19 protein-coding genes are annotated in these 26,631 nt (G+C 75.7%); 13 read left to right on the plus strand and 6 right to left on the minus strand.

Going from position 1 to position 26,631, the window contains the following annotated elements; all coding sequences use genetic code 11:
- Positions 1-95: 95 nt before the first annotated feature.
- Positions 96-1,265 carry a metallophosphoesterase family protein gene (locus tag ACRYR9_RS14540; protein WP_432492122.1) on the minus strand — a complete coding sequence of 390 codons (1,170 nt, stop codon included), beginning with the start codon at positions 1,263-1,265 and terminating at the stop codon, positions 96-98.
- A gap of 205 nt (positions 1,266-1,470) precedes the next feature.
- Here ACRYR9_RS14540 and ACRYR9_RS14545 point away from each other — a divergent pair, with 205 nt between their 5' ends.
- A complete protein-coding gene (locus ACRYR9_RS14545) occupies positions 1,471-3,909 on the plus strand; it encodes a phosphoketolase family protein (protein WP_432492124.1) in 2,439 nt (812 codons plus the stop codon).
- A 39-nt stretch (positions 3,910-3,948) separates the two neighbouring features.
- Entirely contained in the window at positions 3,949-4,902 is a 954-nt protein-coding gene (locus ACRYR9_RS14550) for a threonine/serine dehydratase (RefSeq protein ID WP_432492171.1), read from the plus strand.
- A gap of 48 nt (positions 4,903-4,950) precedes the next feature.
- On the opposite strand, the gene ACRYR9_RS14555 is transcribed toward ACRYR9_RS14550, so the two are convergent.
- Positions 4,951-6,582, minus strand: a complete 1,632-nt coding sequence (locus ACRYR9_RS14555) for an SLC13 family permease (RefSeq protein WP_432492127.1) — start codon at positions 6,580-6,582, stop codon at positions 4,951-4,953.
- 226 nt (positions 6,583-6,808) lie between these two features.
- Between ACRYR9_RS14555 and panD the strand changes: the two genes are divergently transcribed.
- The 4 genes from panD to ACRYR9_RS14575 all read left to right on the plus strand — a co-directional run bounded on the left by panD (position 6,809) and on the right by ACRYR9_RS14575 (position 9,649).
- Positions 6,809-7,216, plus strand: coding sequence for an aspartate 1-decarboxylase (panD, locus tag ACRYR9_RS14560; RefSeq protein WP_432492129.1), 408 nt, complete (start codon positions 6,809-6,811; stop codon positions 7,214-7,216).
- Positions 7,217-7,332: 116 nt separating this feature from the next.
- Complete coding sequence (gene corA, locus ACRYR9_RS14565; protein ID WP_432492131.1) at positions 7,333-8,460, plus strand: magnesium/cobalt transporter CorA; 1,128 nt, start codon at positions 7,333-7,335, stop codon at positions 8,458-8,460.
- Positions 8,451-8,768, plus strand: coding sequence for a chorismate mutase (locus ACRYR9_RS14570; RefSeq protein ID WP_432492133.1), 318 nt, complete (start codon positions 8,451-8,453; stop codon positions 8,766-8,768). Before corA ends, ACRYR9_RS14570 begins: the two co-directional genes overlap by 10 nt.
- Positions 8,765-9,649 carry an endo alpha-1,4 polygalactosaminidase gene (locus ACRYR9_RS14575; RefSeq protein WP_432492135.1) on the plus strand — a complete coding sequence of 295 codons (885 nt, stop codon included), beginning with the start codon at positions 8,765-8,767 and terminating at the stop codon, positions 9,647-9,649. Before ACRYR9_RS14570 ends, ACRYR9_RS14575 begins: the two co-directional genes overlap by 4 nt.
- Before the next feature lie 67 nt (positions 9,650-9,716).
- Here ACRYR9_RS14575 and ACRYR9_RS14580 read toward each other — a convergent pair whose 3' ends face one another.
- Positions 9,717-10,028, minus strand: a complete 312-nt coding sequence (locus ACRYR9_RS14580) for a hypothetical protein (RefSeq protein ID WP_432492137.1) — start codon at positions 10,026-10,028, stop codon at positions 9,717-9,719.
- A gap of 287 nt (positions 10,029-10,315) precedes the next feature.
- Positions 10,316-12,865, minus strand: coding sequence for a fibronectin type III domain-containing protein (locus ACRYR9_RS14585; RefSeq protein WP_432492139.1), 2,550 nt, complete (start codon positions 12,863-12,865; stop codon positions 10,316-10,318).
- 309 nt (positions 12,866-13,174) lie between these two features.
- Here ACRYR9_RS14585 and ACRYR9_RS14590 point away from each other — a divergent pair, with 309 nt between their 5' ends.
- Genes ACRYR9_RS14590 through ACRYR9_RS14605 form a run of 4 tightly spaced genes read left to right on the plus strand, consistent with a single transcriptional unit; the run spans position 13,175 to position 18,061 of the window.
- Complete coding sequence (locus tag ACRYR9_RS14590; RefSeq protein ID WP_432492141.1) at positions 13,175-13,579, plus strand: hypothetical protein; 405 nt, start codon at positions 13,175-13,177, stop codon at positions 13,577-13,579.
- Positions 13,576-15,237 carry a hypothetical protein gene (locus tag ACRYR9_RS14595; protein ID WP_432492143.1) on the plus strand — a complete coding sequence of 554 codons (1,662 nt, stop codon included), beginning with the start codon at positions 13,576-13,578 and terminating at the stop codon, positions 15,235-15,237. Before ACRYR9_RS14590 ends, ACRYR9_RS14595 begins: the two co-directional genes overlap by 4 nt.
- On the plus strand, positions 15,234-16,751 hold the full coding sequence (pelF, locus tag ACRYR9_RS14600; RefSeq protein WP_432492145.1) for a GT4 family glycosyltransferase PelF: 1,518 nt from the start codon (positions 15,234-15,236) through the stop codon (positions 16,749-16,751). The genes ACRYR9_RS14595 and pelF overlap by 4 nt, the downstream gene beginning before the upstream one ends.
- Positions 16,748-18,061 (plus strand): hypothetical protein, encoded by a 1,314-nt coding sequence (locus tag ACRYR9_RS14605; protein WP_432492147.1) that lies wholly within the window; start codon positions 16,748-16,750, stop codon positions 18,059-18,061. Before pelF ends, ACRYR9_RS14605 begins: the two co-directional genes overlap by 4 nt.
- Positions 18,062-18,104: 43 nt before the next feature.
- Here the strand turns inward: ACRYR9_RS14605 and ACRYR9_RS14610 are convergent, their stop codons facing one another.
- Complete coding sequence (locus tag ACRYR9_RS14610; protein ID WP_432492149.1) at positions 18,105-19,037, minus strand: ABC transporter substrate-binding protein; 933 nt, start codon at positions 19,035-19,037, stop codon at positions 18,105-18,107.
- A gap of 176 nt (positions 19,038-19,213) precedes the next feature.
- Here ACRYR9_RS14610 and ACRYR9_RS14615 point away from each other — a divergent pair, with 176 nt between their 5' ends.
- Positions 19,214-21,904, plus strand: coding sequence for a putative bifunctional diguanylate cyclase/phosphodiesterase (locus tag ACRYR9_RS14615; RefSeq protein WP_432492151.1), 2,691 nt, complete (start codon positions 19,214-19,216; stop codon positions 21,902-21,904).
- A gap of 34 nt (positions 21,905-21,938) precedes the next feature.
- Here the strand turns inward: ACRYR9_RS14615 and ACRYR9_RS14620 are convergent, their stop codons facing one another.
- Positions 21,939-23,291 (minus strand): aminotransferase class V-fold PLP-dependent enzyme, encoded by a 1,353-nt coding sequence (locus tag ACRYR9_RS14620; protein WP_432492153.1) that lies wholly within the window; start codon positions 23,289-23,291, stop codon positions 21,939-21,941.
- Positions 23,292-23,374: 83 nt separating this feature from the next.
- Here ACRYR9_RS14620 and ACRYR9_RS14625 point away from each other — a divergent pair, with 83 nt between their 5' ends.
- Positions 23,375-25,492: a putative bifunctional diguanylate cyclase/phosphodiesterase gene (locus ACRYR9_RS14625; protein WP_432492155.1), complete on the plus strand. Its 2,118-nt coding sequence runs from the start codon at positions 23,375-23,377 to the stop codon at positions 25,490-25,492.
- A gap of 88 nt (positions 25,493-25,580) precedes the next feature.
- The gene (locus ACRYR9_RS14630) at positions 25,581-26,495 is read left to right on the plus strand and encodes an NADP-dependent oxidoreductase (protein WP_432492157.1); all 915 of its coding nucleotides are present in this window, start codon (positions 25,581-25,583) and stop codon (positions 26,493-26,495) included.
- The last annotated feature ends 136 nt before the right edge of the window (positions 26,496-26,631 follow it).

A 26,631-nucleotide genomic window follows, 5' to 3' on the forward strand; every position in this document is an offset into this window, starting at 1 on the left:
CACGGCGGCCTCCCGCCCGCGGACCTGAGGGGCCCGGCGACATGGCGGCCGCCCGGCCGCGGTGGCGGGCCGCCCGCGAGCACCACCGGGGCGGCTCAGCGGCGCCCGAGCGGCTTCGGGGTCTGCAGCGGCTGCGGCTCGGGCGTCAGGTCGATGCCGAGGTCCGCCGCGAACACCGTCCGGGTGCCCTTGAGCACGCCGGGGTGGCCCAGGTCGAGGTCGAACACGCGCGCCCCGCGCAGCCGGTGCACCTCGTCACCCTCCAGGCCGTAGGTGCCGAAGCCGGTGCCGGGCCCGTAGCCGAGCTGGATGCCGAAGTAGTTCCCCACGTAGGTGTTGATGTGGTCGTGGCCGCAGAAGATGCCCTTGACGTCGCCGCGCTCCAGGGCGGCGTGGAAGAGGCCGGGGTTGAACTGCGCGGTGTACTCGCGCTCGTTGCGCTCACCGACGATGCCGTGCTTGGCCACAGCGGCGGCGTGCGCCTCGTCCGTCCACTCGGTGGGCGAGCCGAACCACAGGAACCGGTGCTCCCACAGCGGGATGTGGAAGAACATCAGCGCGGGGACGGGAGCGCCGGCCCTGCGCTCCAGCGCCTGGGACTGCTCGCGGTACCAGGCGACCTGGTCGGCGTGGATGGTCTCGTACGTGTACTCCTCGACCTCCTGGCCGGCGATGGTCTCCGGGGAGTAGCGCCCGGAGTCCAGCAGCCAGAGGGCGAAGGCGGGGCCGCGCCCGCGCCGGGCCCGCAGGGTGAGGACCTGGTTCGAGTCGCCGGTGACGCCGCGCGCCGTGGTGCCCGCGTAGTGGCGGTACCCGGAGAGGAACTCGCGGATGCGCGCCTCGGTCATCCCCGTGGCGGCCACCGAGTCCTCGTCGTGGTTGCCGAACGTCACCGCCCACGGGATGCCCCGCTCCTCCATCGGCAGCACCACGTGGTTGTACGCCTGCCGGACCTGCTCCGCCGTGCTCATGTCGCCGTTGACGACGTCGCCGTTGATGAGCGCGAAGCCCGGCCGCTCCTCGTCCAGCACGCGCTCCACCAGCTGGATGGTGCGCACGTCCGTGCGGTGGTTGTCCTGGGTGTCGTTGAACTGGACGACGCGGAACGTGCCGTCGTCGGCGAAGGACAGGTCTCGCCCCCTCGCGGACGCGGCGGCCGGGGCCGCGGCGGCGGCCTGGGCGGCGAGGGCACCGCCGGCGGCGGTGGCGGCGCCGAGGCCCAGCAGGTGCCGGCGGCCGAGGGGGTGGGGCGTGCTCTCGCTCACGGGTTCCTCCGGGTGACGGGGTGGTCACGGGCAGGCTGTCGGCGCCGGGTGGCGCCCGGGTGACCCGCACCCCTCCGGCGGGCGACCGACCGGTGACCGGTTCGCCGGCGCATCGGCCGGGGTGCGCAGCACGGGCCGAAGGGCCCTGGTCATCGGCGCCGGTGCGCGAGAGGGTGGCCTCGTCGACCGAGGAGGGACCACGTCCATGTCCACGACCAGCGCCACCACCACCGGGCCGGACGCCTCGCCCGGGGCCGTCGAGGCCCTGAGCGCGATGACGCCCGAGGAGATCACCGCGCTCGACGCCTGGTGGCGCGCGTGCAACTACCTGACCGTCGGGCAGATCTACCTGCGCGCCAACCCGCTGCTGCGCGAGGAGCTGACCGCCGAGCACGTCAAGCCCCGCCTGCTCGGGCACTGGGGCACCAGCCCCGGGCTGTCGTTCGTGTACGCGCACCTGTCCCGGCTGATCCGCCGCACCGGGCAGTCCTCGCTGTTCCTCACCGGCCCCGGCCACGGCGGCCCCGCCCTGGTGGCGGCCGCGTACCTGGAGGGCACCTACACCGAGAAGTTCCCGCACGTGACGCTGGACACCGAGGGGATGAGGCGGCTGTTCCGGCAGTTCTCCGCCCCCGGCGGCATCCCCAGCCACGTGTCCGTCACCACCCCCGGCTCCATCCACGAGGGCGGGGAGCTGGGGTACGTGCTCGTGCACGCCTTCGGCGCCGTCATGGACAACCCCGACCTGCTCGCGCTGGCCGTCGTCGGCGACGGCGAGGCGGAGACCGGTCCGCTGGAGGGCTCCTGGAAGGGCGTCTCCTTCCTCGACCCCGCCCGCGACGGCGCGGTCCTGCCCGTGCTGCACCTGAACGGCGCGAAGATCTCCGGCCCGACGGTGCTGGCCCGCAAGGACCCCGCCGAGGTGCGCTCGCTGCTGGAGGGCCACGGCTACGAGGTCCTCGAGGTCGGTGGCGACGACCTGCCCGGCATGCACGAGCGGTTCGCCGCCACCCTGGCACGCGCCTGGGGGCGCATCCGCGAGATCCAGGACGCCGCCCGCGCCGAGGGCGCTCCCGCCGACGCTCCGCGCCCGCGCTGGCCGCTCATCGTGCTGCGCACCCCCAAGGGGTGGACCGGCCCGGACCAGGTCGACGGCGTCCAGGTGCAGGGCACGTTCCGCGCCCACCAGGTGCCGCTGTCCGGGGTGCGCGACAACGCCGACCACCTGCGCCTGCTGGCCGAGTGGATGCGCTCCTACGGACCCGACGACCTCTTCGACGCCTCCGGCGCCCCCGCGGACCTGGTCCGCTCGGCGAACCCGGAGGGGGACCTGCGGATGAGCGCCACCCCGCACGCCAACGGCGGCCTGCTCACGCAGGACCTGGACCTGCCGGACTTCCGCGACTACGCCGTGCAAGTGGACCGCCCGGCCGCCGGGCGCGCGGAGTCCACCCGCCGCCTGGGCGAGCTGCTGCGCGACGTCTACGCCCGCAACCCCCGCACCTTCCGCCTGTTCTCCCCCGACGAGACGAACTCCAACCGCCTGGGCGCGGTGTTCGAGGTCTCCGACCGCGCGTTCGCCGAGCGCACGTACCCCGAGGACGTCTCGCTGAGCCGGTCCGGGCGCGTCATGGAGGTCCTCAGCGAGCACAACTGCCACGGCTGGCTGGAGGGGTACACCCTCACCGGCCGGCACGGGATGTTCGCCACCTACGAGGCGTTCGCGATGGTCAGCGCCTCGCAGACCGTCCAGCACGCCAAGTGGCTGGAGGAGGCCGGAGCCCTGCCGTGGCGCGCGGACGTGCCCAGCCTGAACGTGCTGCTGACCTCCACCGCCTGGCGCAACGACCACAACGGGTTCTCCCACCAGGGCCCGGGTCTGCTGCAGGTCGCCATCACCCAGCGCCCGGAGGTGTCCCGGGTGTACCTGCCGCCGGACGCGAACTGCCTGCTGTCCGTCGCGGACCACTGCCTGCGCTCGCGGAACTACGTGAACCTCATCGTCATCGACAAGCAGCCGCAGCTGCAGTACCTGTCGATCGAGGAGGCGGTCGAGCACTGCACGAGGGGGGCCTCGGTGTGGGAGTGGGCCGGCAACGACGACGGCCGCGCCGACCCGGACGTCGTCCTGGGGTGCGCCGGCGACGTGGTGACGATGGAGACCGTCGCGGCAGCGCAGATCCTGCGCGACCGGCTGCCGCAGCTGCGCTTCCGCGTCGTCAACGTCGTGGACCTCATGGCGCTGCAACGCCCGAAGGACCACCCGCACGGCATGAGCGACCTGCGGTTCCGGGAGCTGTTCACCGACTCCGTCGACGTGGTCTTCGCCTTCCACGGGTTCCCCGGGGCGATCCACCAGGTCGTGCACGGACGGCCCGACGCCGACCGCTTCCACGTGCGCGGGTTCATGGAGGAGGGCACCACGACCACCCCCTTCGACATGGTGGTGCGCAACCGGGCCTCCCGGTACCACCTGGTGATGGACGCCCTGAACAACGCCCGCCGCCTGCCGCCGGGCGCCGGGGAGCTCATGGCGTACTGCGAGGCGCAGCTGGCCCGGCACCACGAGTACGTCGTGGAGCACCTGGAGGACGTGCCCGAGGTGCGCGACTGGTCCCTGGGCGAGAGCACCACGCTGGGCTGACCGGGGTCCGCGCGGGGCGGGGGTAGCGTCACGGCCGTGATGCACCCCGCCCCCGCCGCCCCCACCCGCGAGGACGTCGCGGCCGCCGCCGAGAGGATCGCCGGCCGCGTGCGGCGCACCCCGGTGATCGACGTCGCCCTGCCCGTGGGCGGGCGCGAGGTCCCCGTGACCCTGAAGCTGGAACTGCTGCAGCACACCGGCTCCTTCAAACCGCGCGGCGCCTTCCACCGGGTCCTCACCGCCCCCGAGCGCCCGTCGCTGGTGGTGGCGGCCTCCGGCGGCAACCACGGCCTCGCCGTCGCGCACGCCGCCCGCGCGCTGGGGGTCGACGCCGAGGTGTTCGTGCCCGTCTCCGCCCCCGCCGTGAAGGTCGAGGGCATCCGGGCCCGCGGTGCGCGCGCCACCCTGGTGGGCGCCTCCTACGCCGAGGCGGCCGCCGCGAGCCTGGAGCGGGCGAGCGCCCCCGGCGCGCTGGCCGTGCACGCCTACGACGACCCGGCGGTCCTGGCCGGGCAGGGCACGGTGGCCCTGGAACTGGCCGAGCAGGCTCCCGGCCTGGACACGGTGCTGGTCGCCACCGGCGGCGGCGGCCTGATCGGCGGCATCGCCGCCTGGTGCGGCACCGGCACGCGGGTGGTGAGCGTGGAGACGCGCGGGGCGCCGACCCTGCACGCCGCCCTGGCCGCGGGCCGTCCCGTGGACGTGCAGGTCGGTGGCCTGGCGGCGGACTCGCTGGGCGCGCGGCGCATCGGGGAGCACGGGTTCGCCAGCGCCGTGGCGGCCGGGGTGCGCGCCGTGCTGGTCAGCGACGAGGCGGTGCGCGCGGCCCGCCGGTGGCTGTGGCAGGAGCTGCGCGTGACCGCCGAGCCCGGCGGCGCGGTGGCGCTGGCGGCGCTGCTGGACGGGGCGCACGTGCCCGCCGACGGCGAGCGCGTGGGGGTCGTGGTGTGCGGGGGCAACGCGGACCCGCACGACCTGTCCCAGCCGCGCTGAGGAGCGCGCTCCCACCCGCCGCACCGGTGGGTGGGGGTGCAGGACCCGTCAGAGGGAGAAGCCGAACACCAGCGGGCCGAGGGCGAAGACGACGGCCGTGAGCAGCACCACGGCGATGAGGTTCAGCCACACCCCCGAGCGGACCATCTGCCCGATCGTGACGCGGCCGGTGCCGTACGCGATGGCGTTCGGCGGCGTCCCCACCGGCATCATGAACGAGCAGCTGGCGGCGAGCGCGGCCGGGACGAGCAGCAGCAGCGGTTCGGCGCCGACGCCGACGGCGACGGCGGCGAGCACCGGCAGGAAGGTCGCCGCCGTGGCGGTGTTCGAGGTGAGTTCCGTCAGCGCCAGGATCCCCAGCGCCACGGCGGCGACCAGCAGGACGAGCGGCAGCGCGCCGAGCCCGCTGAACCGCTCACCGATGTAGGTGTCCAGGCCGCTCTCCTGGATGGCGGCGGCCATCGACAGCCCGCCGCCGAACAGCAGCAGGACCCCCCACGGCACACCCTTCTGCAGGGTCGGCCAGTCCAGCGCGCCGCGGCCGCGCTGACCCCGCACGGGCACGAGGAACAACGCGATCAGCGCGGCGATCGCGATGCCGCCGTCGGACATCCGCGTGACGAGGGGGACGGCGTCCGTCAGCGCGGCCCAGTCGCTCAGCGGCGCGCGGAACACCCACAGCAGCGCCGTGGCGACGAACACGACGGCGACGGTCCACTCGCCGGCCGACATCCGGCCGAGGGCGCGCAGCTCCTCGGTGATCGCCTGGCGGCCCCCGGCGATCTCCTCGATGCGGGGCCGGTACTGGACCTTCGTCAGCAGCAGCCAGGTGATCACGAGCATCACGACGGAGAGGGGCACGCCGACGGCCATCCACGAGGCGAAACCGATCTCGATCCCCAGGGTGGACTCCGCCACGCCCGCCAGGATGAGGTTCGGCGGGCTGCCGACGAGCGTGGCCAGGCCGCCGATGGTGGCGGCGTAGGCGATGGCGAGCACGAGACCCGCCCCGAAGCGCTGCACCTCGTGCTCGGGCAGGGTGCCGCTCGTGCGGCGGTCGACGAGGGCGAGGACGCTGACGCCGATCGGCACCATCAGCAGCGTGGTCGCGGTGTTGCTGACCCACATCGACAGGAACGCCGTCGCGATCATCACGCCCAGCACGAGCCGGGTGGGGCGGGTCCCGACGACGCGCACGGTCGCCAGCGCGATGCGCTGGTGCAGGGCCCACCGCTGCATCGCCAGGGCGATGGCGAACCCCCCGAGGAACAGGAACACGGTGGGGTCGCCGTAGGCGGCGGTGGCCGTCTCCAGCTCGACCACCCCGGCCAGGGGGAAGACGACGATCGGCACCAGCGCGGTCGCCGCCAGCGGCAGCGCCTCCGTCATCCACCAGAGCGCGATGAGCACGGCGAGCGCCGCGGTGACGCGCCCCTGCGGCGTGAGCGCCGGGGAGGCCGGCAGCGCCACGTGCACGAGCACGGCGAGCAGCGGGCCGAGGACCAGGCCCGCCCACTGCAGCCGCGTGCGGCCGGCGGCGCCCTCGCCGTCCCGGCCGCCGGGCGGTGGCCCGCCCCGGTGCTCGACCCGCAGCTCCTCGGCCTGCTGCGGGCTCGCGGGTGCGGGTCCGCCGTCCTGGCCGGTCCCGGCGCCGCCGGCCGGTCCACGCTGGGTACCCATCGCCGTCCTGCCTCTCCGTCGAGCGTCCTGAACGGGTGCGCCGCGGTGCCGGCGGGCAGGGGCGCCGCGTCCCTGCCCGCCGGGGAGCGCGCTCCCAGCGTGCTCCCGCGCGGCTGCGTCGGCAGGTCGAGGACGTGGCGCGACGGCCGGCGGGGCCGTGGCCGGGGCGCGGGATAATGGCGGGGCCGGGTGCTGCCCACCCGGGGAGGCGATCACGGGAGCTGTTGTGCGGCGCACGCTCATGCACGGGAAGATCCACCGGGCGACGGTGACGGAGGCCGACCTGCACTACGTCGGCTCCATCACCCTGGACGCCGACCTGTGCCGCGCCGCGGACCTCGTGGAGGGTGAGCGGGTCCAGGTCGTCGACGTCACCAACGGCGCGCGCCTGGAGACGTACGTCATCGTCGGCGAGGCCGGCAGCGGGGACGTGCGCATCAACGGCGCCGCCGCGCACCTCGTCCGCCCCGGCGACCTGGTGATCATCATCTCGTACGTGCAGCTCGACGAGGCGGAGCGCGCCGCGCACCGCCCGCGCGTGGTGCACGTGGACGGCGCGAACCGGATCGTGGCGCTGGGCTCGGACGCGGCCGAGCCGGTGCCGGGCGCCGAGGACCAGGTGCCCTCGCGGTAGCCGACAGCCCCCGCTGCGGCTGCACCCGGGTGACCGCGCCCGGCGGGAGCACCCGCGGGCAGCGGTCGCGGGGGATGATGGGGCTCCCGTGCCCCGTCGAGCCGTGAGGAGCCGCCGTGCCCAGGCGCCGCGTCCAGCTGTCCTCCCTCGGGCGCCGGGGGGCGGTGCCGTCCACCCGCAACCTCGCGCAGGACGGCGCCATCCCGACCGAGCCGCTGGGCCGCAGCAGCCTGGTGGACTCCGGCGTGTACGAGCGCGGTGGACGGGTCGCCTCCCCCGCGACCCTGGCCGACACGTACCGCTGCCTGCACGAGGACGAGGCCCGCATCGCCTGGATCGGGCTGTACCGCCCCTCCGCGACGGAGCTGGGTTCGCTGGCCCGCGAGTTCGACCTGCACGAGCTGGCCGTGGAGGACGCGATCGTGGCGCACCAGCGGCCCAAGCTGGAGCGCTACGGCGACACGCTGTTCGTGGTGCTGCGCGCGGCGCGGTACCACGACGCCGCCGAGGAGGTCGACTTCGGCGAGCTGCACCTGTTCATCGGCCCGGACTTCGTCATCACCGTGCGGCACGCCGAGTCCCCCGACCTGGCGCAGGTGCGCCGGCGCATGGAGCTGGACCCCGAGATGCTCGCCCTGGGCACCGAGGCGGTGCTGTACGCGATCCTCGACGCCGTCGTCGACGGCTACGCCCCCGTCCTGCGGGGCCTGGAGAACGACATCGACGAGATCGAGGTGCAGGTCTTCGACGGCGACCCCGCGGTGTCCCGGCGCATCTACGAACTGTCCCGCGAGGTGACGAACTTCCAGCGCGCCGTGGTCCCGCTGAACGCGGTGCTGCAGGGCCTGACCGACGGCTTCGAGAAGTACAAGGTCGACGAGGAGCTGCAGCGCTACCTGCGCGACGTCGCCGACCACGTCACCGTGGCCACCGAGCGCATCGAGAACTTCCGCACCCAGCTGCGCGACATCCTCACCGTGAACTCCACGCTGGTCGCGCAGCGGCAGAACGAGGAGATGCGCTCGCTGACGGAGGCGAGCTACGCGCAGAGCGAGGAGGTCAAGAAGATCTCCTCGTGGGCGGCGATCCTGTTCGCCCCCACGCTGGTGGGCGGGATCTACGGCATGAACTTCGAGAACATGCCGGAGCTGGACTGGACGTACGGGTACCCGCTGGCGCTGCTGCTGATGCTCAGCAGCTGCCTGGTGCTGTACGTGGTGTTCAAGAGGAGGGGATGGTTGTGACCGGAGGACCGCAGCACGTGGACGCCGGGGCGGAGCTGTCCAGGTTGCGGCACAGCATCGACAACCTGGACGCCGCCCTGGTGCACCTGCTCGCCGAGCGGTTCAAGCTGACCGAGGCGGTGGGCCACCTCAAGGCCGCGCACCGGCTGCCGCCCGCGGACCCCGCCAGGGAGCAGGAGCAGACCGCGCGCCTGCGCGTGCTGGCCGTGGAGTCCGGCCTCGACCCCGTGTTCGCGGAGAAGTTCCTGGCGTTCGTCATCGCCGAGGTGATCCGCCACCACCGCGCCATCGGCGAGGTGGCCGGTTGAGCCGGCAGGTGCGTGGACGGCAGGCGACCGGGCTCGCCGCGGCCTGCGCCGCCGCGGTGCTGCTGGTCCTGGTCGGCGGCTGCACGGCCCCCCGCCCCACCACCGGCGGGACGACCTCCCCCGCCGGGACCCCGACCGAGGAGGACCCCGTGATCCCCGCGAAGGACACGTCCGGGTGGTGGAGCCCCGAGCCGGGCACCGCCTGGCAGTGGCAGCTCTCCGGCGACCTGGACCTCACCGTGGACGTGCCGGTGTACGACGTCGACCACCAGGTCCCCCGGGAGGTCGTCGACCGCCTGCACGCCGAGGGACGACGCGTGGTCTGCTACCTCAGCGCCGGCACCGTGGAGGAGTACCGCGACGACGCGCACCGCTTCCCCGCCGAGGCGGTCGGGAAGGTCCTGGGCGACTGGCCGGACGAGCGGTGGCTGGACGTGCGCCGCATCGACCTCATCGGCCCGGTGCTGCTGGACCGCCTCGACGAGTGCCGCGACAAGGGGTTCGACGCCGTCGAGCCCGACAACGTCGACGCCTGGGCCAACGACAGCGGCTTCGACCTGACCGCCGCCGACCAGCTGCGCTTCAACCGCTGGATCGCCGCCGCCGCCCACGAGCGCGGCATGGGCGTGGCGCTGAAGAACGACCTCGACCAGGTCCGCGACCTCGTCGGCGACTTCGACTTCGCCGTCAACGAGTCGTGCGCCCGCTACGAGGAGTGCGACCTGCTGCAGCCGTTCGTGGACGCGGGCAAGGCGGTGCTGCACGTCGAGTACGACCTCAGCCCGGAGCGGTTCTGCCGCACCGCGCACCGCCCGGGGTTCTCCTCGATGCTCAAGGACGGCGACCTGACGGCCTACCGGTACGTCTGCGACCACGGCTGAACCGACCGCACCACCGGGTACGGCGACAGCCCACCCGGGGACCGGGTGGGCTGTCGGGCGGCGGGTGTCAGCAGTCGTCCCAGCGCCACTGGCCGTCCTCGGTGGTCCAGCGCTCACCGGTCACGTCGCGGCCGGGTTCGGCGTAGGAGTAGTCGACCTCCGCGGCACCGCCGCTCGTGCGGCTGGCCACCGAGGTGACGGCGGCGAACCCGGCGCCGGCGGCCGCGCGGAGCGCGTCGTCGGGCACGGCGGACCGGCAGCGCAGGGACAGCAGGCGCTGAGCGGTGACGACGTCCCCGGCGAGGAGGGCGTCCGAGCGCAGCCGCACCGCGACCTCCAGTTCCGCCGTGGTGCCCAGCGGTACCGGGGCGGCGACCACACCCTCGCCCTCCTCGACCGGGGTCGCCGCAGCCGCCGGGGCGGACGCAGCGGCCGTGGTGGCTGACGTCGTGGTGGCTGACGTCGTGGTGGCTGGCGTCGTGCTGGCTGGCGTCGTGGCGGTGGGGGCCGTGGTGGGAGCCGCCGCAGGAGCGGTGGGTGTGGTGACGGCGGACGGGGTGGCGCGGGGACCGTCCGCCGCCTGGTCCGCCGGGGTGCCGCACGCTGCGCTCGCCGCGACCGCCGCGGTGAGCGCAGCGGTGGCGGCGAGACGTGCGAGGGGGACCCTCACCACGCGTGCACCGTGTTGGAGGCGGCTGAAGCGGTGCCCGCACCGGCCGCGGTGACGGCCTGCACGGTGAACCGGTAGCGGGCGCCGCGCACCGGCAGCACGACGGTCGCGCTGCGAGCGGTCGCCGCGTGCACCGTCGGGTCCGTCACGGTGGACAGCGGCTTGCCGAAGAACGACAAGCGGGTCGCGGTGACGCGGTAACCGGTGATCGGCGTCCCACCCGTGCGCGGCGGGCTCCAGCGCACGGTGGCGGTGGCGTGCGCGTCCCACAACCGGCCGGAGGAGGCGGTGCCGATGGCCGGCGCACCCGGCAGCGTCGGGACCGGAGTCGTCGGGACCGGAGTCGTCGGGACCGGAGTCGTCGGAACCGGAGTCGTCGGAACCGGAGTCGTCGGAACCGGAGTCGTCGGAACCGGCGTCGTCGGAACCGGCGTGGCGGGGGTGCCGACGTAGCCGAACCGCGCGTCGGCGGGGGTCGCGAGGACCGTGTCGGTGGTGGGTGCGGTGACCCACGCCGAGCGCTGGCCGCCGTGCTCCTCCAGCGCGACCGTGGCGGACGCGTCCCCGGGCACGGTCAGCGGGACCACGGTGCCCGCTGCGCCGCTGACGTGCACTCCCCGGTCGTCCACGTACGCGGTGACACCGCTGCGCGTCTGCTCCCAGGTGCTCGCGCGGGCGAGCTGGTGGCTCTGCTCGGTGAGGGTGGTGGTGATCAGCGGCGCGGCGGCGGTGTGGGTGGCCCGGTACGCCTCCAGCACGCCCTGCACCACGGGCAGCAGCAGCGCGTCCTCGGCGAGGTTGGACTGGTGGGCGTAGAACGGGCGCGGGTCGTCGGCGAGGACCCGGCGCAGGGCGTTGCGGACCTCGAGCGGCTTCAGGTACCCCTCGTAGCTGCTGCGCGCCTGCTCCTCGTCCGCCGCCGGCAGCGGGGCGATGCACGTGGTGGTGGCGGGGTTGTCGTCGCAGACGCCGCTGCCGCCCACGGTGCGCGAGGTGTAGTACCAGTTGTACTCGTCGATCTGGTCGCGGTAGGTGCCGGCGTTGTAGTAGATGTTCATCGGGTACCGCGGAACGGTGACGGCCTGCCCCACGGCGCGCGCGCGCTTCTCCCGGGAGGCGTCGGAGGCCAGGGTGCGAACCCCTGCCGCAGCCAGCGCCGGCGCCAGGAACGGGTTGTCCTGCGACTGGTTCGTCGTCATCAGCCCGGAGTGCTCCCCGGTGACGAGCTCGGTGGCGTCGAAGCGCGGCAGCGCGTTGGCGCGCGCCCAGTCGACGTTGCTGCTGACCTGCCCGGTGATGAACGCCTGCGACGCCCACTGCAGCCCGTCGCTGCCCTGGGCGGGGACCTCGGGGTCCTGGCGAGGCGTCTGAGCGGGGTCGGTGGCGCAGCGCCACGGCTGTCCGGTGACCGTGGGGGCGATCTGCACGCACCCCAGGTACGGGTGGCTGAAGGTGTGGTTCACCCAGGTGAACTCCCCCTTGCGGGCCAGGAAGGCGTCGGTGAGGGGGTCGGTGCCGCCGTTCTCCGCCTTCGCCGCTTCGCTGCCGCCGCCGTTGAAGACCATCGTCAGCTCGAAGCCGTGGGCCTTCTGCCACTCGGACAGGCGCTGCACGTCGGTGGGTGTCATGCGGATGTCAGGGGTGGTGACGGCGGGGTCGACGCAGTCGTCGCCGGGGGTGCAGTTCCCGTCGGCGCTCCAGCGCCCGTCGGGCAGGAAGACGTCGTCGACCTGGACGTCGAAGTAGGAGCGGTGGTGACCGAGGTGGACGCCGCGGGTCATCCAGGACACGATCCCGTGCCCCACGGTGCTGAACCACTCCATGGACTCGTTGTAGGCGGCGGAGACCATGAGCTGCTCGCGCCCGCCGGACTCGAGCTCCCAGGCGATGCTGCCGTCGGCGTCGCCGTGGCGGGCGGTGAGCAGCGGCGTGACGCGCTCACCGGCCGCGGCGGCCGGCTGGGCGAGGTACCCGTACACCTCCAGGGTCCCCGCGTCGACGTCGTCGACGGGGAACGCCCCCGACAGCTCGGAGAAGCCGTCGGCCCTGCCCTCGGCGGTGACGGTGCCGGCGGCGCCGTCGAGGGTTCCAGCGTAGGTGGCGCTGCCACCGGTCCCCGTGCCGGGGTAGACGTACGCGTTGACCTGGCGGACGCCGAAGCGGCGCTCGTAGGCGGCCAGCGCGTCCAGCTCGGCCTGGCTCATCCCTGCGGGAGCGGCGTTGGGCAGCACGACGGCCTGGTAGCGGGCCGCACCGGTGGCCGGGTCGACGAGGAACTCCTCGTCGATGGCGGGACGGGTCCCCGCGGTCAGGTCGACGCGGGTGTGCGGCACGCCCTCGCGGTCGAGCTGGGCGGCGATCGCGTTCACCGAGGGGCCGGCGTCGGCGACGACGAGGACCTCGAGGTTCACGCGGGTTCCGGTGGCGGCCCGCGCCGGCAGCGCGGCCGACAGCGGCAGTGCCACCGCGCCGGTCAGGGTCAGCGCCAGCAGGCGCGCGGCGGTGCGGTGGCGGTGGCGGTGGGCGGTGTTTCGCCTGGACGGCATGCCGTTCTCCAGTTTCCTGTCAGGGGTTCGTGAGGACGGTAGGCGTCACCGGTGAGCTGAACCGCGATTCCGGGCGCGGTGGTGCGACGTCGGCGTCCACGTTCACCCGCACCGCTCAACTCGTGACCCGGACGACAGCGCCTCTCACCACACGTGACCGCTCACGGTGCGGCGGGAGCACGACGCACGGTCGTCACCATCGCGCACACGGGTGAACCCGCCGGAGGCGATGCGGTGCAGCACGACGGCTCCGTTACCGTCACCCGGGGTGACGGCCGGCGAGGAGCCGGCCCCGCACGAGGAGGAACGATGGTGGCTCGCCGGTGGAGGCGCGGGAACGCGACGAACCGCGACGAGGCGGAACTGCGCGCAGAGGTCGACCACCTGACGCAGGAGGTGCTGCGCCTGCGTCTGGAACGTCAGCGGCCGGTGGGGATCGGCAGCGTCGCGGAACAGCTCAGCGCCCTGTCCGCGGCCGCCGTCACCGGGACCGCTCCGAGCCCCCGCGCGCAGGATTCCCTGGAGGAGCAGGACCAGGCGCACCACGTGCTGGCCCAGGCGGAGTCGATGCGGCAGTCGCTGCTCGACGTGCTCGACCAGCTGGTCGTGGCCGCCTCCCAGATGCAGCGCCAGCTGCTGGCGGGAACCTCCGTCATGGAGATCGACCGGCGCGTGCTGGACCGCCGCCGGGCCGGGGAGCGGGTCCCCGGTTGACGGCCGCGCAGGCCGAGGTCCGCGTGCTGGTGCTGGCCGGTGCCGCCGACCTCGAGGACGATCCCGTGACGCGCTCCTGGCTGCGGCTGCTGGAGCGCACCGGGTGCCCGCACGAGCTGCACCGCCCCACGGCCGCGCAGCCGCTGCGCGACGAGGACCTGGGGCACCCCGACGGCACCGGCCGCTTCCACGCCGTCGTGCGCACCACGGTCACCGCCGGCGAGCTGGACCCGGCGTCCGCGGCGGTCCTGGCCTCGTACCGCCGCCGCCACGGCGTGCGGTTGCTGCGCGCCTACGAGTTCCCCGGTGCGGGCAGCGGCGTGGTGGGGGCGACCGGCGCCCCCACCGACGGCTCGACCGCCCGGGTGACCCCCGCCGGCGCCCGGGTGTTCGCCGACCTGCGCGGGAAGGTGCCCCTGGCTCCCGGCTGCTGGGCGTACCTGGGCCGCGTCGAGGGCGGCGGCCCGCTCACCCCCCTGCTGGTCACCGGCGACGGCGCCCCCCTCGCCGGCACGCTGGACACCGGTGACGGCCTGGAGGACCTGCTGGTCGTGGTGAACACCGCCGAGGACTCGCTGCACGGCCTGCTGCTGGCGCGCGGGCTGCTGGCCTGGGTCACCCGCGGCGTGCACCTGGGCGTGCTGCGGCACGCCCTGTCCTGCCACGTCGACGACGTGTTCCTGGCGAACTGGACGACGCCCGGGGTGCGGGTGGGCGAGACCGCCCCCACCGTGCGCATGCGGGCGGAGGACGTCGAGGTGCTCACGTCGTGGCAGCGAGCCCGCTCCTTCACCCTGGACCTGGCGCACAACGGCGCCGGCGCGGACGCGGACGACCCGCTGACGCGCGCCCTGCTGGCGGCCGCGGGCGAGTTCCGCTGGATCAACCACACGTGGGACCACCGCGACCTCGACGACCTGGACGAGCAGGGCCTGCACGAGCAGGTGGAGCGCAACCGGCGCTGGGCCGAACGGGCCGGTGTGCCGGCCAGCGCCACGGCCCTGGTCACCGGCGCCCACTCCGGGCTCGGCAACCCCGCGCTGCCGCGGGTCCTGGGACGCACGGGCATCGCCGCCGTGGCCGCCGACGCCTCGCGCGGTGCCGCCCCGGCCGCGCTGGGACCGGCCACCGTGGTGCCGCGACACCCCACGGAGGTCACCACGCACGTCAGCACCTGGGCGGAACTGCTGGCGGACCAGGAACGCCGGCACGGGGCGCCGGCTCCCTCGCGCGAGGAGTTCCTGCGCGCGCAGGCGGAGGTCGTGCTGGGCCGCGTGCTGGCCGGCGACCCGCGCCCGGTGTTCGCCCACCAGTCGAACGTCACCGGCGACCGGGTCCTCCTGGACGTCCTGGCGCGGGTCCTCGACGAGCACGCGCGCCTGCTGGCACCCGGGACGGTGCTGCTGAACCCGTCCATGGACGAGGTGGCGCACGAACTGCGCCGGCGCGAGCGCTGGCGCACGGCGCTCGCGGCGGGTGCGGTGCGCGCCCTCGCGGGCGGCGGCGAACTGCTGCTGGAGGCCGGCGCGGACGTGGAGGTCCCGGTGACGCTGCCCGCCGGAGCCGGTGCGGGCCTGCCGTACGCGGGGGCGCGCTGCGGCTGGTTGCCGGTCGCGGCCGGCGGTGCGGTGCGCGTGTCGCTGAGGACGGCGGCGTGAACGCCCAGGACCCTGCCGGGCCGGCGGGCCGGGCTGACGCGGACGGCCCGCGCGTGACGCTGTTCACCGAGGGCACGTACCCGTTCGTGGTGGGCGGGGTGAGCACGTGGTGCGACCTGCTGCTGCGGGGACTGCCCGGCGTGCGCTGGTCGGTGTTCGCCCTGACCGGCGCGGAACTGGAGGAACCCGTCTTCGAGCTGCCGCCGAACGCGGCGCTGGGCGGGCACCTGCAGCTGTGGGGCCCGCGCGAGCCGCGGCGCACCGGGCCGCGCCCACCGCGACGGCGCCGCCGCCGGGAACTGGCCGCGGAACTGGTGGAGGGCCTGCTGGGCTGGTCCCCCGACCCCCTGGACCTGGTGCCCGCGCTGGTGTGGTGCCGGCAGAACCCCGACCTCGTGCTGCCCACGTTCCGCGACGAGGAGACGTGGCGGCGGTACGTCGAGGCGCTGGCGCGGGTGCTCTCGGAGGAGCACCCGGAACTGGGCGAGCCCGCGCCGTTCGACCTCGACCGCGCCGTGGAGACGTACCAGACGATCTCCTGGGTGGCGCGCACGGCGGCCGAGCCCACGCCCGCCGCGGACGTCTCGCTGGTGACGGCGGCCGGGTGGTCGGCGGTCCCCGCGGCCGTGGACAAGGCGCTGCACGACCGCCCGGTGGTGCTGTCCGAGCACGGCGTGTACGTCCGGGAGAACTACCTGGCGGCCGTGCGCTCCGGCGCCGACGCCGCCGGCCGGTTCGTGCCCACGCGCCTGGCGCGGGGCCTGACGCGCCTGGCGTACGCCGTCTCGGACGTCGTGACGCCGGTCGCGGAGGCGAACGCCGCGTGGGAGGAGGGGCTGGGCGTGGCCCGGGAACGCATCGTCGTCGTCCCCAACGGGGTGCCCGCCCCGGGTGCGCCCGCACCGGCGCCGCGCACCCGCACGGTCGTCAGCGTTGGCCGCCTGGACCCCCTGAAGGACGTGCCGACGATGCTGCGGGTGGCCGCGGCGGTGCGCCGCCGCGTGCCGGACGCGCGGTTCCTGCACTACGGCCCCGTGCCGCGCGGTCAGGAGGAGCACGCGCGCTCGTGCCACGAGCTGCACGCGGCGCTGGGGCTGGGCGAGGGGTTCCGGTTCATGGGCCCCACCACGGACCCCACGGGCGTGGTGCGCGAGGCCGACGTGGTGCTCATGACGAGCATCTCCGAGGGGTTCCCGATGTCCGTGCTGGAGGCCCTGTCGCAGGCGCGGCCGGTGGTCACCACGCTCGTGGGCGGGGTCCTGGACGCGATGCGGGGCGCAGGGGTGACGGCTCCACCCGGGGACGTGCACGGGCTGGCCGACGCGGTGTGCGCGCTGCTGCTGGACCCGGCGTTCGCGGAACTGCTGGGCCGGCGCGGGCACGCGCGGGTGACGAGGCTGTTCGGGCAGGACCGCTGCCTGGACGGGTACGCGGCGGTGCTGGGGGCGCTGGCCGCGGAGGTGCGCGGCGTGCCGGCGGAACCGGTGGTCGCGGCAGGGACGGGGGCGCGGTGAGGATCACCGAGGGTCAGGCGGCGGCGCGCGTGCGCGCGGCGCTGGGCAGGGAGCCGCAGGACGCGCTGGAGTCGGCGGTGGTGCTGGAGGCGTGGGGCGGGCTGGTGCCGGGGGTGGCGATGCCGCTGGCGCGCGGCACCACCGGCACGGCGGCGCGACGGGCGCGTGCGGCGACGACCGGCGCGCCGGTCAAGCGCCCCCGGGAGGTGACGCCCAGCGACCCCCGGGAACTGCTGGGCCTGGTCGCGGCGCTGCTGGCCACGACGGCCTGGGTGGCACCGCTGACGGCGGAGTTCGGCACGGCGGTCACCGAGGGGGCGTGGAAGCTCGCGCTGCCGTTCAGCTTCGCGCTGCAGTGGCTGGTGCGCCGCCGCTGGCTCACCGACGCCGACGGCCTGGGCCGGTTGCGCGCCGAGCGGGGCCTGCTCACCGCGGTGGGTGCCGCCTCGGCGCTGGTGCCCGTGGGGGTGTTGCTGGCTCCGGGGCGCAGCCTGGCCGCCGCGCTCCTGGTGACCTGGGTGGGCAGCCTCGTCGTGGTGGTGCGCGGCTGGGGGGTGCAGTACGCGCTGGCCCTCGTGCTGGCGGTGGCGGCGGTGCACGCCGGCCTGCCGGTGCGCGCGGACGTCCTGGCGGTGGTGCTGCTGACGCAGGTCGCGGTGGCCGCGGCGCTGCTGACGACGCCGCGATCGGCGCGCCCGCCCACCCCGTGGGGGCGTGCGCTGCCCGCCGGGGCCGTGGGCGGTGCGACCGCGCTGCTGGTCGTGCTGGACCCCTCGGTGGGGTGGGCGAGCACCTCGACGTTCCCGGTGGTGGCGCTCGTGCCGTCGCTGCTGGGCAGCATCTGGGCCAACCGGCACCTGGACCGGGTGTGGACGGTCCTGCTGGACGTGCTGGCCTCCACCCGGCTGCGCGAGCACGCCCGCTCGCGCGCGGCGGGCGTGTTCGGGGGGATCGTGGCGGGCGCCTTCGCGCGGCTGCTGCTGCTGACGACCGCGTCCTCGCTGGTGCTGGGCGCCGTGCTGCACGCCGGTGGCGCCGCCCCCGCCGCGCTCACGGCGCTGCTGCTGGGCCTGGGCTGCTTCGGCGTGGTGGGTTTCCTGGCCGGTGTGCTGGAGGCGTACTCGCGGCTGGGCGCGGCGGCGGCGGTCGTGGCGGCGGCCCTGGCCGCCGAGGTGCTCGCCGGCGCGGGGGTGCTGGGCGACGCGCTGCCGCCGCTGGCGGTGGCGGCCGTGGCCGCGACCGCCACGGCGGTGCCCGCGGTGGTGCGCCTGGTGCGCCAGCCGGCGCGGACGCTGGCCACGATGCTGTGAGCACCCGCCCGCGCGGGCGCCGGGCGGGGCCCTGGGCGGGGCGTCAGTACGTGCGGGCGTCGATCTCCGCCGCGGTCACGGTGCGGTCGAACTCCCGGCCCGGGACCACGACGCGGTCCGGCACCCGCTCGCCGGCGGCCACCCGGCGCAGCACCCCGGCGAGCTGCTCGCCGAACGCCGGGTCGCACTCGACGACGTGCTCCAGGTCGCCGGCGGCCAGCGCACGCAGGCCCTCGCGCGTGCCGTCGACGGACACCACGCGCACGTCCACGCCCGGGCGGCGGCCGGCGGCCCGCACGGCCTCGACCGCGCCGAGGGCCATGTCGTCGTTGTGGGCGAACACCAGGTCCACGTCCGGCCACGCCTCCAGCGCGGCCGCGGTGACGTCGCGGCCCCCGGCGCGGGTGAAACCGCCCGTGGCGGCACCGACGACCTGGTCGCCGGCGACGGCGTCGAAACCCCGCTGCCGGCCGGTCTGGGCGCCGGAGCCCAGGGTCCCCTGCAGCTCGAACACCCGCGCGCCGGGGGCGTGCTCACGGACCCACCGCCCCGCCCGCTCGCCCTCGGAGCGGAAGTCGGCGCCGATGCGGGTGGCGTAGGCGCCGGGCAGGTCCGTGGTGATGCCGCGGTCGACGAGGACGACGGGGATCCCGGCGTCCCGCGCCTCGCCCAGCACCTCGTCCCAGCCGTCCTGCACGACGGGTGCGAGCGCGATGACGTCGACGTCGTCGGCGATGAAGCGGCGCAGGTCCGCCACCTGCCCCTCCTGCTTCTGCTCCTGGTCGCTGAACTCCAGCTCGAAGCCGCCGGCCGGGGCGAGCGCCGCCCGGACGGAGGCGGTGTTCGCGGCCCGCCAGCTGCCCTCGGCGGCGAACTGGGAGAACCCCACCCGGACGACCTCGTCGTCCTGCTCACCGCACCCCGACGGCGCCACCGCGACGCCGGCGGCCAGGACCGCCACCGCCAGGCCCCGCACCAGCCGCCGGGCCCCTGCTCGAACGCACCGTCGATCCACCGCGCACCTCCCGGTCAACGGCATCGGCAGGACGCGCCCGCGGCGTGCTGCGCCGTTCGGGTGGTGCCCGGTCACGGCGCGCTCCCGCACGCGCTGAACGACTCACGTCCGGGGCGGTGCCGGCCGATGCCCCGTGCGTGGAACCGACGACGGACCGGGCGCTGGGGCACCGGCTGCGGGAGCGGCCGGTGTGGCAGCACCTGGCGGCCCTCGTCGTCGTCCCCCTGCTCGCCACGGGCGTCGTGACGACGAGCTCGGTGGTCGAGCGGGCCCGCGAGCTGCGGGTGGCCGACGAGGCCGGCGCCCTCATGCGCGCCGCGACCGAGCTGGACGCGCTGCGCCGGGCCGTGGACAGCGAGCTGCTGCCCACCCTGACCCGCAACGTCACCCGGGACCCGCAGGAGGCGGCGGCGGCCGGGTTCGGCGACCAGCGCCCGCGGCTCTACCTGGACGCGGTGAACAACGTGCAGCTGGCCCGGCAGGTCACCGACCGGGCCGTCTCGCGCATCCCGACCGGTTCACCCGCCGCGGTGGGCACCGCGCTGGCCGCGGAACGGTTGCGCACCGTGCGCTCGGCCGCCGACCAGGGCACCTCCAGCACCGAGGCCCTGGCCCAGCTGTACCTGGGCCTGTCGGACTGGCTGGCGCACGTCGAGGAGGAGGTCATCACCCGCACCACCGCGACGGGTCTGAGCGACCTGAGCGCGCTGGCCGTCAACGACGTCACCCTCGTCGCGGAGCTGACCCAGCAGGCCAGCCGGGAGGTGCCGGTCACCTTCACCGCGCGCGTCCTCACCGGCGACCCGCAGGTGCGGGCCCGGCAGCGCTCCGCCCACGTCATCGGCACCTACCGGGAGGTGGCCGGGGCCGGTTCGGAGCTGTCCACCGCGCCGATGCGGGTGCGCTGGGCGGCGGCCGTCGGCAGCGAGCCGGCCCGGCTGCTGGCGCAGGCCCTGAGCACCGAGACGGCCGACCCCGGCCACCTCAGCGGCCCGCAGCTGCTGGACCTGGCCGGGGCCAGCGCCCAGCGCGACCGGGACCTGGCGCAGCTGCTGGAGACCGCGGTGGACACCGCGGTGGGGGCCATCGACGCCGAGCAGCGCACCGCGGCGGGACGCCTGCACGTCACGGTGCTGGCCTCCCTGCTGGCGCTGGCCGGCGCCCTGGTGGCGGCCGGGGCCCAGGGCCGCTGGCTGGCCCGGGCGCTGCGGCGCCTGGCCGGCGCGGCCCGCCGCATCGGTCAGGGCGAGCTCGTCGAGGTGCCCGAGACCGGCCCGCGGGAGGTCCGCACCGCGGCCCGCGCCCTCGCCGGGGCGGTCGCCGGGCTGCGGCAGGTGCGCGAGCAGGCGGACTCGCTGGCGCGCGGCGACCTGGCGGGCGCGCTGCGCGAGCAGCCGGTGCCCGGGCCGCTGGGCGAGGTCGTCCAGGCGTCGGTGCAGCAGCTGGTCCGGGCGGTGCAGCAGCGCGAGCACCTGCAGACCGAGCTCGCGCACCAGGCCGCGCACGACCCCCTCACCGGGCTGCCGAACCGCGCGGCGGCGCTGCGGCTGCTCTCGCGGGCGCTGGAGCGCACCGCACCCGGCGGTGCCACGGGCCTGCTGTTCGTGGACCTGGACGGGTTCAAGGCCGTCAACGACGGCGCCGGGCACGCCGCCGGTGACGAGGTGCTGCGCGAGGTCGCCCAGCGGTTGCGCGGGTGCGTGCGCGAGGGCGACGTGGTGGGGCGCCTGGGCGGCGACGAGTTCGTGGTCGTCGCGCACGACGTGGCCGACGAGGCGCACCTGGTGCAGCTGGGCGCGCGCATCGTCACGGCGGTGCACCGGCCCGTCGAGGTCGCCGCCGACCGGGCCACCGGTGCGGCCGGCCGCGCGGTGCGCGTGGGCGCCTCGGTGGGCGTGGCGCTGACCCGCGACGGCGCGGCGTCCGCCGAGGCGCTGCTGGCGGAGGCCGACTCCGCTGTGTACCGGGCCAAGTCGCGCGGTCGCGGGCGCGTGGAGGTGTTCGACGACGCGCTGCGCGCCGAGCTGGCCGCCCGCTCCGACCTGCAGTCCGCGCTGCGCGAGGGCCTGCGGCACGGGGAGCTGACCCTGCACTACCAGCCCGTCGTGGACCTGGCGGACGGCTCGCTGGCCGGGTACGAGGCGCTGGCCCGCTGGGACCGCCCCGGCGTCGGGCCGGTGCGCCCGGACGTCTTCGTGGCCGCGGCGGAGGCGTCCTCGCTGGTGTGCGACCTGGGCCGGTGGGTGCTGCACGAGGCCACCGCGCAGCTGGCGCGCTGGCGCGCGCAGCGCCCCTGCGCCTGGCCCGCCCCCGGTGAGGGGCCCGAGCCGACCGTGGCGGTGAACGTGTCCGGGCGGCACCTGGCCGACCCGCGGCTGCTGGAGGACGTCGCCGACGCCCTGGCCGCCTCCGGCCTGCCCGCCCACCTGCTCGTGCTGGAGATCACCGAGACGGTCCTCGTGGACGACCCGGTGGCGACGGCGCGGCTGCAGCAGCTGCGGGCCACCGGGGTGGCCGTGGCCATCGACGACTTCGGCACCGGCTACACGTCGATCGGCCAGCTGCCCGCCACGCCGGCGGACACCCTGAAGATCGACCGCAGCTTCGTCGCCTCCGCCGACCCCGGTCGCCGCGGGCTGGTGGAGCTCGTGGTGCGCGCCGCCCACACCTTCGGGCTGCGGGTCGTCGCCGAGGGCGTCGAGGAACCGGAGCAGCTGCAGTGGCTGCGCGAGCACGGGTGCGACACGGCGCAGGGGTACCTGTTCTCCCGCCCGCTGCCGGCGGGCGAGGTCGCCGGCTGGCAGCGGCCGGTGGGGGCCCGCCGCTGAGGGGCGCTGCTGCGCAGCGGCGCCGGTGGTGGGATCAGTGGAGCAGGTCCGCGAAGGCGGCGTGCTCGTAGCCGCCGTGCTCGTCGACCCGGTACTCGCGGGCCACCTGCGGGGTGGCCGCGATCTCGCGCAGCGCCGCCCCCAGGGCCCTGACGTCCTGCAGCGCCGTCGCACGGCCCGCGCTCGCCCGGACGGCACCGGGCAGCCGGTGGCGCTCGCCCCGGCGCACGTCGTCGTGGAACCGCCGGACCTGCTCCGGGGTCAGCGCCAGCAACCGGCCGACGTACGGGTGCGCGCAGAAGCAACCGCTGCGCACGCCGATGCCGTGCTCCTGCGACAACCGCGCGGCGAGCAGGCCGTGGGGCACCCCCTCCAGGTCGAACACCGCGACGGGCACGCGGTCGGCGGTGGTGGAGCCGTAGCGCCGCAGTCCGGGGACACCGGCGAGCTCGGTGTCCAGCGCCTGCACGAGGGCGTCCTCGTGCAGGCGCAGCGACTCCCCGCGCCCGAGCAGGTCCTCGGCAGCGGCCTCCAGGGCCACCACGCCCAGCACGTTCGGCGAGCCGGCCTCGTCGCGGTCGGGCACGCCGGCCCAGAGGACGTCGTCGTGGGAGACGGCGCTGACCGCGCCACCACCCACGAGCATCGGCTCCCCCTCGGCGAGCAGCCGGCGCGGGAGCACCAGGGCACCGGCGCCGTAGGGGGCGTTCAGCTTGTGCCCGGACAGCGCGAGCACGTCGATCCCCGTGGCGGTCATGTCGATCGGCCGGTGCGGCGCCAGTTGCGCGGCGTCCACCACCACGAGCACGCCGCGGCTGCGGGCGGCGGCCGCGATCTCCGCCAGCGGCGGCACCCACCCGGTCACGTTGGACGCGCCCGTGAGGGTCAGGACGGCCGGTGCGGGACGCTCGTCCAGGGCCGCGACGACGGCGGCCGTGTCGAAGGTCCCGTCCGCACCGACGTCGACGACGCGCAGGCGGGCGTGGCGCCGCCAGGGCAGCAGGTTGGCGTGGTGCTCGGCGGCGGTGGTGACGACCACGTCGTCGCGGCTCAGCCCCAGGCGGAACGCCAGGAGGTTCAGCGCCTCCGTGGTGCCGCGCGGGAACAGCGCGACGTGCGTGTCCGGGTCGGCCCCGACGAAGCGCAGCAGCGTCTCGCGCGCGCCCTCGTAGCGGGCGCTGGAGCGCCGCGACTTCGCCCCGGCACCGCGGTGCACGCTGGAGTACCAGGGCAGGAACTCCTCCACGGCCCGCGCCACGACGACCGAGGCCGGCCCGGTCGCCGCGTTGTCGAGGTCGACGTACCGGCGCGTGCCGCCCCCCGCGACGGGGACGTGGACGTCGTCCCCCACGAGGCGGTCCTGCGCGGGGTCGTGGTGGAGGAGCACCTCGTCCCCATCGGTACCGCGACCGCGGACCTTGAACCGGGGACGGGTTCAAGTCCCGGCGCTGTCCGACCGATCAACCCGGGGTGAGCTCCCAGGCGCCGGCGACCGCACCCGGTACGGGGCTCCGCCGCCCCTTCCGCATCACCCGCAGGGTCTTCTGGGACCTGGCGGTCTACATGGTGGGGCTGGGCCTGGCCGTCGGCCTCGTCTTCCCGCCCTTCGCCGAACTGCTGGGGGTGCCGCACCGGTACGCGGACCGCTCCTCCTTCCAGGTGGCCTGCCTCGTCGCGGGCTTCCTCGTCGGCGCCGTGAACTACGCGCTGTGCCGGGTGGTGGTGGGTGGCCGCCTGGCGCTGCTGACGGAACGGCTGCGGGCGGTGACCGGGACCATCGCGCGTCGCAGCCGCGGCGGCGACTGGTCGTCGGCGACGTCGGCGCGCATCGAGGTCGACTCCGACGACCAGCTCGGCGCGACGGCCACCGCCTTCAACGACCTGCTCGACGCGCTGGAAGCCGGCGAGCACTTCCGTTCCCTGGTGCGCAACGCCTCCGACGTCATCACGGTGGTCGACGCGGCGGGGACGATCACCTACCAGTCACCCTCGGTGGGGTGGGTCCTGGGGCACCCCCCGACCTCGCTGGACGGCACGAGCTTCCTCGACCTGGTCCACGACGAGGACCTGCCCGCCTTCCGCGAGCACCTGCGCGCCACGCTGGAGAACCGCCCGCAGCCGCCGTCGACCGTCTGCCGCGTGCGGCACCGCGACGGTTCCTGGCGGTGGGCCGAGACGGTCGCCGGGAACCTGGTCGCCGACCCCGCCGTGGCCGGGATCGTCCTGACGACCCGGGACGTCAGCGACCGGCGGCGGCTCGAGGAGCGGCTGCGCACCCAGGCCTACCACGACCCCCTCACCGGCCTGCCGAACCGCGCGCTGTTCATGGAGCGGCTGCGCCTGGCCGAGCAGCGGACGGTCGCGGGCGAGGGCGCCAGGGCGGTGCTGTTCCTGGACCTGGACAACCTCAAGACCGTCAACGACGGGCTCGGCCACGACAGCGGTGACGCTCTCCTGCAGGCCGTGACGAGCAGGCTGGGCGCGTGCGTGGACGAGGGCGACGTCCTCGCCCGCCTGTCGGGCGACGAGTTCGCGATCCTGCTCAGCGGCGCGCGGGCCGACGAGGCGCTCGCGGTCGCGGAGCGGGTCCTGGAGTCGCTGCGCGAACCGGTGCGGCTGCTGGACCGCTTCGTCCACACCGGCGTCAGCATCGGCATCGCCACCTCCGCGACGTGCGCCTCCAGCGGGATCGGGCTGCTGCGCGCCGCGGACGTGGCGATGTACGTCGCCAAGAGCACCGGCAAGGGACGCTGCGAGGTGTTCCAGCCGGCGCACCACGCGGCCGAGCTGGACCGCGAGCGGCTGCGCGCCGACCTGCACAGCGCGCTCGACGAGCAGCAGTTCACCCTCGCGTTCCAGCCGATCGTCGAACTGGGCACCGGCAGGATCGACGGCTTCGAGGCGCTGCTGCGGTGGAACCACCCCGTGCGCGGCCCGGTGCCCCCGGCCGACTTCGTCCCGCTGGCGGAGGAGAACGCCCTCATCGTGCCCATCGGCCGCTGGGTGCTGCAGGAGGCCTGCCGGCAGGCCGTGCGGTGGGGGGCGGAGCACGGGTCAGCGCTGAAGGTGAGCGTCAACGTCTCCGCGCGGCAGTTCCAGCACCCCACCCTGGTGCGGGACATCACCGAGGTCCTCGCCTCGACGGGCCTGGACCCGCACCTGCTGACCCTGGAGATCACCGAGACGCTGCTCGTGCAGGACACCTCGCGGACCGCGGGCAAGCTGCACGACATCAAGGCCCTGGGCGTGCGCATCGCCCTCGACGACTTCGGCACCGGGTACTCCTCGCTGAGCTACCTGCGCCGCTTCCCCATCGACGTGCTGAAGGTGGACAAGTCCTTCATCGACGGGGTCGCGGAGAACGCGGAGGACCGCACGGTCACCGGTGCGGTCGTGCAGCTCGGCCGGACGCTCGCCCTCACCGTCGTCGCCGAGGGGATCGAGAGCGCCGAGCAGGTCAGCACCCTCGTGCAGCTGGGGTGCCCGCTGGGCCAGGGGTACCGCTTCTCGCGGCCGGTCCCGGCCGCCGAGGCGAGCGCACTGGTGGGCGGGCGGCTGTTCGACCACGGGGTGAGCGCCACCGGCTGAGGGGTTCGCGCCCCCCTGGGCGGCGGGAGGGGCCACCGCGCACCGCGTCCGGCGTGCGGATCGCACCGCGATCACGTAGGGATGACGCGTGCGCGTCGTCGAGGTGAGCGAACCCGGTGGTCCCGAGGTCCTGCGGGTGGTGGAACGGCCCGAGCCCGTGGCGGGGGCCGGTGAGGTGGTCGTCGCGGTGGAGGCCGCGGGGGTGAACCCCACCGACCTGGCGGCGCGGCAGGGCATGACCGTGGGCGACTCCGCCTCTCCCCCGTACGTCCCGGGGTGGGACTTCGCCGGGACGGTGCACGCGCTCGGCGAGGGCGTGGGAGCGTTCGCGCCGGGTGCCGCGGTCGTCGGGATGATCCCCTGGTACGCGGTGCACGGTCGCGTCGGCGCGTACGCCGAGCGGATCGCCGTGCCGCAGGAGTGGGTGCTGCCGCGCCCCGAGGGTCTCGGCGCGGTCGACGCCGCGACGATCCCGCTGAACGCGCTGACCGCCGCGCAACTCCTCGACCGGCTCCCCCTGGGCGAGGGGGCGGAGGTGCTGGTGACCGGTGCCAGCGGCGCCGTGGGCGGGTACGCGGTGCAGCTGGCCGTGCAGGCGGGGCACCGCGTCACCGCCGTCGCCGGCACGGGCGACGAGGAGTGGGTGCGCGAGATCGGTGCGCACGTCGTGCTGCCGCGGGACACCGACTACTCCGGGCTCGGGGAGTTCCCCGCCGTCGTGGACGCCGTTCCCGTGGGCGAGGCGCTGTTCCCGGCCGTGGCGCGGGGCGGGAAGGTCGTCAGCACCCGGCCCGTGCCCGGCGCACCGGCCGGGGCGGGAATCTCCCAGGAGGTGCTGCTCGTGGAACTGGACCCGCCCCTGCTGGAGCGGCTCGTCGGCGAGGTCGCCGCCGGGCGGCTGCGCACGCGGGTGGACCGCACCTTCCCGCTGGAGCGCGCCGCCGACGCCCACCGCGCCGCCGAGGAGCGGGGACGCCGGGGCAAGGTGGTCCTGACGCCGTGAGGCCGGGGGGGGGGGGGGGGGGGGGGGGGGCCCCCCCCCCCCCCCCCCCCACCCCCCCCCGCCCCGCCCCCCCCCGCCCCGCAGCACCCCGTCGAGGGAGAAGCGGCCGGCGCCCGTGAACAGCAGCACCAGACCG

It is taken from the genome of Kineococcus auxinigenes, assembly GCF_050871525.1.
Lineage (GTDB): Bacteria > Actinomycetota > Actinomycetes > Actinomycetales > Kineococcaceae > Kineococcus.

Excerpts from the sequence above, each read along its gene's own strand:
- ACRYR9_RS14555 (WP_432492127.1), bottom strand. The coding sequence starts at position 6,582 with ATGGGTACCCAGCGTGGACCGGCCGGCGGCGCCGGGACCGGCCAGGAC.
- ACRYR9_RS14550 (WP_432492171.1), top strand. The coding sequence starts at position 3,949 with ATGCACCCCGCCCCCGCCGCCCCCACCCGCGAGGACGTCGCGGCCGCC.
- ACRYR9_RS14570 (WP_432492133.1), top strand. The coding sequence starts at position 8,451 with ATGGTTGTGACCGGAGGACCGCAGCACGTGGACGCCGGGGCGGAGCTG.
- ACRYR9_RS14590 (WP_432492141.1), top strand. The coding sequence starts at position 13,175 with ATGGTGGCTCGCCGGTGGAGGCGCGGGAACGCGACGAACCGCGACGAG.
- ACRYR9_RS14545 (WP_432492124.1), top strand. The coding sequence starts at position 1,471 with ATGTCCACGACCAGCGCCACCACCACCGGGCCGGACGCCTCGCCCGGG.
- ACRYR9_RS14585 (WP_432492139.1), bottom strand. The coding sequence starts at position 12,865 with ATGCCGTCCAGGCGAAACACCGCCCACCGCCACCGCCACCGCACCGCC.